Source organism: Micromonospora carbonacea, assembly GCF_014205165.1.
GTDB classification, from domain to species: Bacteria; Actinomycetota; Actinomycetes; order Mycobacteriales; family Micromonosporaceae; genus Micromonospora; species Micromonospora carbonacea.
The window spans coordinates 4,619,382-4,627,204 of the sequence record NZ_JACHMZ010000001.1 but is presented as its reverse complement, the minus strand read 5'-3'; the positions used below and the strand labels follow the sequence as shown (position 1 = coordinate 4,627,204).

Annotated in this window: 8 protein-coding genes and 1 CRISPR repeat array; of the genes, 3 read left to right on the top strand and 5 right to left on the bottom strand. The window is 72.9% G+C overall.

Going from position 1 to position 7,823, the window contains the following annotated elements:
- Window positions 1-185 precede the first annotated feature (185 nt).
- Both HDA31_RS19455 and HDA31_RS19450 read right to left on the bottom strand, forming a co-directional pair.
- Window positions 186-518, bottom strand: coding sequence for a YciI family protein (locus HDA31_RS19455; RefSeq protein ID WP_178064082.1), 333 nt, complete (start codon window positions 516-518; stop codon window positions 186-188).
- A gap of 519 nt (window positions 519-1,037) precedes the next feature.
- Window positions 1,038-2,470: direct repeats of the CRISPR family, unit length 28 nt; unit sequence CTGTTCCCCGCGCACGCGGGGGTGATCC.
- 464 nt (window positions 2,471-2,934) lie between these two features.
- Window positions 2,935-3,159, bottom strand: coding sequence for a GntR family transcriptional regulator (locus HDA31_RS19450; protein ID WP_178064083.1), 225 nt, complete (start codon window positions 3,157-3,159; stop codon window positions 2,935-2,937).
- Between the two features lie 50 nt (window positions 3,160-3,209).
- Here HDA31_RS19450 and HDA31_RS19445 point away from each other — a divergent pair, with 50 nt between their 5' ends.
- Genes HDA31_RS19445 through HDA31_RS19435 form a run of 3 tightly spaced genes read left to right on the top strand, consistent with a single transcriptional unit; the run spans window position 3,210 to window position 5,212 of the window.
- Window positions 3,210-3,707, top strand: coding sequence for a DivIVA domain-containing protein (locus tag HDA31_RS19445; RefSeq protein WP_311774365.1), 498 nt, complete (start codon window positions 3,210-3,212; stop codon window positions 3,705-3,707).
- Entirely contained in the window at window positions 3,700-4,005 is a 306-nt protein-coding gene (locus HDA31_RS19440; RefSeq protein WP_178064085.1) for a hypothetical protein, read from the top strand. The genes HDA31_RS19445 and HDA31_RS19440 overlap by 8 nt, the downstream gene beginning before the upstream one ends.
- The gene (locus HDA31_RS19435; protein ID WP_178064086.1) at window positions 3,992-5,212 is read left to right on the top strand and encodes a helix-turn-helix domain-containing protein; all 1,221 of its coding nucleotides are present in this window, start codon (window positions 3,992-3,994) and stop codon (window positions 5,210-5,212) included. The genes HDA31_RS19440 and HDA31_RS19435 overlap by 14 nt, the downstream gene beginning before the upstream one ends.
- Before the next feature lie 89 nt (window positions 5,213-5,301).
- On the opposite strand, the gene HDA31_RS19430 is transcribed toward HDA31_RS19435, so the two are convergent.
- The 3 genes from HDA31_RS19430 to HDA31_RS19420 are packed head-to-tail and all read right to left on the bottom strand — an operon-like array spanning window position 5,302 to window position 7,816.
- A complete protein-coding gene (locus HDA31_RS19430) occupies window positions 5,302-6,282 on the bottom strand; it encodes an aldo/keto reductase (protein ID WP_178064087.1) in 981 nt (326 codons plus the stop codon).
- 2 nt (window positions 6,283-6,284) lie between these two features.
- Window positions 6,285-6,989, bottom strand: coding sequence for an HAD-IA family hydrolase (locus HDA31_RS19425; protein ID WP_219825020.1), 705 nt, complete (start codon window positions 6,987-6,989; stop codon window positions 6,285-6,287).
- Window positions 6,986-7,816 carry a phytanoyl-CoA dioxygenase family protein gene (locus HDA31_RS19420; protein WP_178064088.1) on the bottom strand — a complete coding sequence of 277 codons (831 nt, stop codon included), beginning with the start codon at window positions 7,814-7,816 and terminating at the stop codon, window positions 6,986-6,988. The genes HDA31_RS19425 and HDA31_RS19420 overlap by 4 nt, the downstream gene beginning before the upstream one ends.
- Between the last annotated feature and the right edge of the window lie 7 nt (window positions 7,817-7,823).

Genomic DNA, 7,823 nt, shown 5'->3' with positions numbered 1-7,823 from the left:
ACCGATTCGGACCGCCTGATGGTGCCGAGATGACGCAGGACATCGACGGCACCTCGGCAATGCCGCTGGGGTCCAGACGGGCCGGCCCGCCGCATCGGCCATGAACTGTCCGACGGCGTGCCGGCCCTTCTCCATCAGGCCCCGAACGAAGTCACGCGCCCGACAGCGAGGCTCCGGCCCGAGTATCAGCCAGGCGGAGCCGGACACTCGAGGACCGCGATCGAGTTTCCGGCGTGCAGGCCCAGGTGCGGATGCCCGGAGAAGATCTCAACGGCCTCATCGTGCGAGCCCGCCTCCACGATGGCGTAGCCGATCATGGCGTCGGTGAAGTCCTCGACCCCCTGCGCCGTGACCAGCTTCTTCGCGTTCAACGGAGCGCCGGGGTCGACGAGAGCCTTCTCGTTGGCCTGCGCCCATGACGCCCAGGCGTCAATGAACTCGCTCTGCTGCTGTTCGCTGAGTTCGGCCTTGCCGACCTCATCAGCCGCACCGTTGAAGAGTGCCAGGAATCTACCCATCCCGGCATGATATCGACACCCTGCTCAAGCCGCCGTTCCTTGATCACGATCCCGGCTGGCCGGCGCAGCCCATCCTGATCCGCATGAGGCGACGCGCGGCAGGCGCGCCGTGACGCCGACGCTCGACGGGGCCAGCGACGTCGAGCTGTCCGGCTTCATCCACCGGGAGCTGGGCGGCCCCGACGGCAACCTGGGTGGAGCCCTTTGACCGGCTCGACGGCCTGGTGAGCCGCCGTTGGCGGCCGGAGTGGGAGAAGACGGGCAGACCCTGGGCCGCCCCTTGCCGGGTGGCCTGGGTTAGGGCTGCCTCCGGCGGGGGCAACGACTCCAGGATGGAGTTGCCGAACGGTGGCGGTCATGGGTGGTGGGGATGGCAGGAGCGGGGGCGCGGTGCGTTGAGCGCGGAGCGTCAGGGGTACTTTGCTTATCGGCAACCGGGCGGTACGGGCGGGGAGGATCTTGAGCGGGCAAGTGAATGAAATCGGCGTTGTTGATCTTTAGCGGCCCAGGTCAGGAAGTCTGTTCCCCGCGCACGCGGGGGTGATCCCGGGTCCGGGCCCGCCGGCTGCCGGCCGTCGATCTGTTCCCCGCGCACGCGGGGGTGATCCGTCACCGAAGCCCCGGCGGGTAGCAATGCGAGCCTGTTCCCCGCGCACCCGGGGGTGATCCTTCGAGGGCAACCAATGCGCTGACCGCGCGTCCCTGTTCCCCGCGCACGCGGGGGTGATCCCGCCTGGTACCCGTCACGCAAGACGCACCGGCCCTGTTCCCCGCGCACGCGGGGGTGATCCCGGCAAGGCCGACGTCGCCGGCCGCATCCGATTCTGTTCCCCGCGCACGCGGGGGTGATCCACTCCAGCCCCGGATCACTCGCGAGGGCTTTTGTCTGTTCCCCGCGCACGCGGGGGTGATCCGCGGGTCGCGATGGTGCCGACGTCGCCGGCGATCTGTTCCCCGCGCACGCGGGGGTGATCCCGACTGGACCGTGAGCCGGCCGGGCGGCTCGGGCTGTTCCCCGCGCACGCGGGGGTGATCCTCCGTACGGGGGCTTGCCACTCACATACCCGCCCTGTTCCCCGCGCACGCGGGGGTGATCCGTTGATGTTCGGGCGACCGGCGGCGCGGTCGCCCTGTTCCCCGCGCACGCGGGGGTGATCCGGTCGGCATCAAGCTCCCGCGGGTCGCCCGGGACTGTTCCCCGCGCACGCGGGGGTGATCCCAACGGTTATCACCTGAGACGCGCGCCTCACACCTGTTCCCCGCGCACGCGGGGGTGATCCCTGAAGCGCGAGAAGCTCGCCGACGGCGACAGCCTGTTCCCCGCGCACGCGGGGGTGATCCGGGGAAGGCGGACACTAAAACCGCTGAGGGTGCCTGTTCCCCGCGCACGCGGGGGTGATCCGGGGCGATCTAGCGATTCGGCTAAGGTAACCGGCTGTTCCCCGCGCACGCGGGGGTGATCCCTGGGCGTCGGCCCGGGCGTCGGCGTGCGGGAACTGTTCCCCGCGCACGCGGGGGTGATCCCCAGGACACGGCGTCCACGTCCGGCTGCGCCCGCTGTTCCCCGCGCACGCGGGGGTGATCCCTCCGCCTCCGTGAGCCCCTGGGCGCGGGCGAGCTGTTCCCCGCGCACGCGGGGGTGATCCCGGTGCCCGTCCCCCGGCACCCTTCCGGCCGCAGCTGTTCCCCGCGCACGCGGGGGTGATCCGGTGTGGCCGGGCCCCGCGTGCTGGGTGGGGTCCTGTTCCCCGCGCACGCGGGGGTGATCCCTGGGCGAGGTCGACCCAGTCGTAGAGGAGGGTCTGTTCCCCGCGCACGCGGGGGTGATCCCGGGGAGTCGCGCCGCGCCGCCCACCGGGACACCTGTTCCCCGCGCACGCGGGGGTGATCCCGTCGTCAGGCCGGCGGGTGTGCGTTGCTCGACCTGTTCCCCGCGCACGCGTGGGTGATCCGGGCCTCGCCCCGTGGTCGTCGGGGATGCTCGCCTGTTCCCCGCGCACGCGGGGTGATCCGTGTTTCGCGCGGCCACCGTCGACCAGCCGGTCCTGTTCCCCGCGCACGCGGGGGTGATCCCGTGCGGGCCTCCTTGAGGGTGGCGGTGCGCGCCTGTTCCCCGCGCACACGGGGGTGATCCGGGGAAGTGTGCCGTGTCCACGGTCCACGCGCCCTGTTCCCCGCGTCGGCGGGGGTGATCCCGGAGCGGCAGAGGAGCAGCCAGCACTGCGGGTCCTGTTCCCCGCTTGCGCGGGGATGTCCGAGCTGGGCGGTGCTGAACTCCATCCGTTCCGGCTGTTTCCGGCGCACGCGGGGAGAGTGACTCTTCATGGGCCGGCGATGGCGGCGGTGAACTGCGGGGTTTGCTCCCGAAGGGGGTGGTCCTTCATTTGAGCCTTGGCCCGTCCGGCTGCTGTTGTGACTACTTCGTCTCAGCCACGAAGACGCCCTTGCCCTGCTTGCCGTACACCAGGCCGCGATCGTGCAGCAGGCCGAAGGCCCGATTGATCGTCGCGAGCGAGACGTGGTTCTTGTCTGCGAGTTCGGCGGTGGAGGGCAGCTTGTCGTGTGCCTTCAGCTCTCCGGACTTGATCTGCCCGGCGATGCCGTCAGCGATGCGGCGGTACTCGGCCTGCTCGTATGGCACGAGGGGAAGTTTAGGTCGGCAAGGTCCTCACTCACCACAAGATCAGCAATATGTCAAGGTCTGACTTAAGTCAAGTCATGACGTATGTTGGTTTCGAGACGCGGCCGGCAAGGCACGATGTCAACAGCCAGGGACGGAGTCACATGGAGCCGAGTACCGACACGGTTGGAGACGGGCCCCCTAGCGATGTCGGCGGTACCCGCGAGTACCAACCCAAGCGAAACCTGCTGACCCCCGCCGACGTGCGGTGGCAGGAGTTTCCGTTGACCCGGTTCGGTCGGCGCGGCTTCGACCCGGAGGCGGTCCGCGGGTTCCTGCGCCGGTTGGAGGCCGACCTCGACGCCCTCTACCGGCAGCTCGTCGCCGCCCAGGACGAGGCCCGCCGCCACCGGGAGGCCGCGGCGGAACTCCGCGCGCAGCGCTGGCGGCCCGGCCCCTCGGCGCGGCGGCCCCGGAACGAGTACCGACGCCCGCCCCTGTGGCCGCCCTACTCGCCCCGCCGGCAGGGCTGCCACCGCCGGCCGGGGGAGGGGCCGGGCGATGACTGACTATCCGGCGCTGCACGGCCCGTCGCGGCCGGACTGGAACTGCCTGGTCTGCGGCGACCCGTGGCCGTGCCTGACCCGTAAGCGCCAGCTCAAGGAGCTGTGCCGGTGCAACGTGCGGACCCTCGTCCGCTACCTGACCTCGTACCTGCCGGACGCCCAGGCGGAGATCACCGGCTTGAGCAGCGCCGACATAGCCGACCGGATCGTCGGCTGGTGCGCCCGGCCGTTGGAGATGTGGACGGCCGAGGAGGGCACCCGAGCCGTACCCGACGGGCGGTGGCGTCGTGACCAACCGTGAGCTGCCGATCGGACGCCGGGTCGCCCGGCTGCGGACCCGGCGGCGAATGACGCAGCAGATGCTCGCCGACCGGCTCGGCAAGTCGAAGAGCTGGGTCGACAAGGTCGAGCGGGGGGTCCGCGCCCTCGACCGGTACACCGTCATCCAGGAACTCGCCGCCGCGCTGCGCGTCGACCCGGTGGCGCTGCTCGGCCGCGATGCCCTCCCGTCGCAGGCCGCCCGCGCCGCCGCGCACGGCATCGACGGGGTGCGCGCCGCCCTCGACCGCTACGACACCGCCCTGACCGGGCCGCAGGCGCAGCGGGCGGCACCGCCGGTCGGCGAGCTGGACCAGCGGGTACGGCACGCCTGGCTGACCTACCAGCACGCCGACTATCCCCAACTGCTGCGGATCCTGCCGGAGCTGCTCGGCGACACCCGACACGCCCACGCCGCCCAGGGCGACGGGGCTGCGGAACCGCTGGTGCAGGCGTACCGGGTCACGTCGGCGGTGCTGGTGAAGCTCGGCGTGGGCGACCTCGGCTGGCTGGCCGCCGACCGGGCCGTGTCCGTGGCCGCCGGCGACCCGCTGCTGGTCGCGGCGGCAGCCGTGCCGCTGGGGCAGGCGCTGCGCGCCCTCGGCCGCCCCCGCCCGGCCCTGGCCGTCACGGTCGCCGCCGCGCACCGCATCGCCCCCGAGGCGTGGCGCGGCGGCCCACCCCCGGACCTGGCGCTGCACGGAACGCTGCTGGTCCAGGCCGCCCTGGCCGCCGCCGGAGCCGGCGACGAACGCGGCGCAGCGGAACTGGTCGACCAGGCGGCCCGGGTCGCCGACGAGACAGGCGAGAGCGGCGAGACCGGCGGGGAGCGCGACCGGCACTGGACCGGGTTCGGCCCCACGGCGGTGCGGATGGCCCGGGTCGCCGCCGCCGTCGAGCTGGGCAACGGCGGCGAGGCGGTGCTCCTGCACGAGCGGGTCGTCGGCGCGGAGCACTGGCGGCGGCTGCCCGCCGAGCACCGGGCGGCCTACCTGCTCGACGCCGGCCGCGCGCACCTCGGGGCCGGCGACCCGCTCGCCGCCGGGCGCGCCCTGGTCGACGCGGACCGGACCGCGCCGGCCGAGGTCCGGTTACGGCCGGTGGCCCGTACGCTGCTCACCGACCTGACGTGCCACGAACCGCTCCCGGCGGACGTGGCCCGGCTCGCCACGGCCCTCGGGGTCGGGTGACGGGCCGGGCAGCCCGTGCCCGGAGCGTCGGGCGGAGTGCGAAGCGTGCCGGAGCGGGCCGCGAGCCGGCCCGGCGGCGGCCCGGCGGGTCACTCGTGCCCGACGACCGCGTGCGGGACGTACGGCTCCGCCAGCCTCCACAGGTCGTCGTCGGAGAGCGTCACGTCCAGGGAGGCCACCGTCTCGTCGAGGTGCTTGACGGAGGTGACCCCGATGACGGGGGCGGTCACCGCCGGCTGCCGCCGCAGCCACGCCAGGGCCACCTGCGCCCGGGTCACGCAGAGTTCGGCGGCGATCTCACCGACCCGCTCCACCACCCGGCGGTCGGCGCTCTCGGTGGCGGCGTAGAGGCTGCGGCCGAAGTCGTCGTGCCGGGCGCGGGTGGTCTCCACCGTCCACTCCCGCGCGAGCTTGCCCCGCGCCAGCGGGCTCCACGGCAGCACCCCGATGCCCTGGTCCGCGCAGAGCGGCAGCATCTCCCGCTCCTCCTCCCGGTACATGAGGTTGTAGTAGTTCTGCATGCTGACGAAGGGCGTCCAGCCGTGCAGCCGCGCGGTGTGCAGGGCCTTGCCGAACTGCCACGCGTACATGGACGACGCGCCGAGGTAGCGGACCTTCCCGGCCCTGACCACGTCGTGCAGGGCCTCCAGCGTCTCCTCGATCGGCGTGCGGTGGTCCCAGCGGTGGACCTGGTAGAGGTCGACGTGGTCCAGGCCCAACCGCCGCAGGCTGTTGTCGACCTCGGCGAGGATGGCCTTGCGGGACAGGCCGGAGCCGTTGGGCCCCGGCCGCATGGGCAGGAAGACCTTGGTCGCCACGACCACCTCGTCCCGGCGGGCGAACTGCCGCAGCAGCCGGCCCAGGATCTCCTCGCCGCTGCCGTCGGAGTAGGCGTTCGCCGTGTCGAAGAAGTTGATGCCGTGGTCCAGGGCGCGCCGGACGATGTCGCGGCTGCCGTCCTCGTCGAGGGTCCACGGGTCGCCGCCCCTGGCCGGGTCGCCGAAGCTCATGCCGCCGAGGCAGAGCGGCGACACGTCCAGGCCGGTCGCGCCCAGCTTGACGTACTCCATTCTCATTCCTTTCGGTCGGGGCCGGTGGCGGGGGACGGCCCGCCGCCTCCCGGCCGGTGCAGGCGGACCTGCGTGAGGTCGGGCACGACGAGCCCGGCGGGGAGCCGGTCGGCCGGGAAGGTCGTGGCCAGCGCGATGGTGCGCATGCCGGCCGCCTGCCCGGCCGCCAGGCCCACCGGCGTGTCCTCCACGACCACACAGTCCGCGGGGCGCACCCCCAGCCGGGCCGCGGCGGACAGGTAGCCGTGCGGCGACGGCTTGCCGTCCACCGGGTCGTCGGCGGTGACGGTCACCGCCGGCAGGGGCAGGCCGGCGCAGCCCATCCTGATCGCCATGAGGCGACGCCACGCCGAGGTGACCACCGCCCACGTCCCGGCCGGCAGCGCGTCGAGCAGCGCGGACGCCCCCGGCACCTCGACGATGCCCGTCGTGCAGCCCTCCTCCAGGCGGGTCAGGTGGTCGAGTTCCCGCTCGGTGTCCAGCTCCGGCGCGACGATGCGCACCGTCTCCGCCTGGGGGCGGCCGTGGGCGACCGCCAGCAGCGCGTCGGCGTCGATGCCGTGCCCGGCGCACCAGGTGCGCCACTTCCACTCGACGCAGGCGTGGGAGTCGACCAGCGTGCCGTCCATGTCGAACAGGACGGCGGCGCACCGCAGCCGCACCGGGTCGCCGCCGCCCACGTCGAGCACCAGGTCGGGGGTCCTCACCGGTCCGCGGTCACCACGCGCTGGCCCTTGCCGCGGGCGTCGACGAGTTCGGGGTACGCCCGCCAGGGCTGCGCGTACACGTTGCCGGCCCGGTCCTCGCCCCGGGCGAGGAAGATCTGGTGCTTGTGGCCGACCCCCTCGTGGTTGAAGCGCACGGCCGTGCTCATGTAGCGCATGGTGAAGCCGCAGCGGCGGATCGTGCTGCGGTTGACCGCGCTGCTGTGCAGCAGGCCGCCCGAGTGGATGCTGAACTGGTTGGGCCGCAGCGGGATCGGCACCGCCCGGTCCGTGTCGACCGGCATCTTCGACACGTCCAGCTCCCAGGTGAACACGCTCTCCTCGGAGCGCACCTCCCGGTACGGCCCGTCCGCCTGCTGCCGGTGGCTGCCCGGGATCACCACCATGTTGCCGTTCTCGGCGGTGGACGGGTCGATCGCCAGCCAGATGGTGACGGCCTGCTCCGGCGGGTGGATCGTCTCCCGCCAGAACCACGCGTCCGTGTGCCAGGGCACGCCTTTGCCGTCGCCGGCGGGCTTGCAGAAGAAGTGGGCCGAGAAGAGCGCGATGTCCGGCCCGAGGATGCTCTCGGCGACGTCCAGCACGTCGGGGTCGAGGAGCCAGCGGAACAGCTCCGGGTCGGTGAAGTGGGGGACGTCCATGTCCTCGGGGCGTTCGTCCGCCGGCAGGGCCGCGAACTTGCGTTCGAAGTGCTCGCGGAGGCCGGCGAAGGCGGCGGGCTTCAGCAGGTCGTCGCCGACGACGTAGCCGTTCGACCTGAAGAACTCCACCTGATCGGGGTCGAGCCGCCCGGTTCCGGTGTCTCGCACGGGGTCA

Coding starts and splice junctions, on each gene's coding strand:
- HDA31_RS19455 (WP_178064082.1), bottom strand. CDS start 518: ATGGGTAGATTCCTGGCACTCTTCAACGGTGCGGCTGATGAGGTCGGC.
- HDA31_RS19445 (WP_311774365.1), top strand. CDS start 3,210: ATGTCAAGGTCTGACTTAAGTCAAGTCATGACGTATGTTGGTTTCGAG.
- HDA31_RS19440 (WP_178064085.1), top strand. CDS start 3,700: ATGACTGACTATCCGGCGCTGCACGGCCCGTCGCGGCCGGACTGGAAC.
- HDA31_RS19430 (WP_178064087.1), bottom strand. CDS start 6,282: ATGGAGTACGTCAAGCTGGGCGCGACCGGCCTGGACGTGTCGCCGCTC.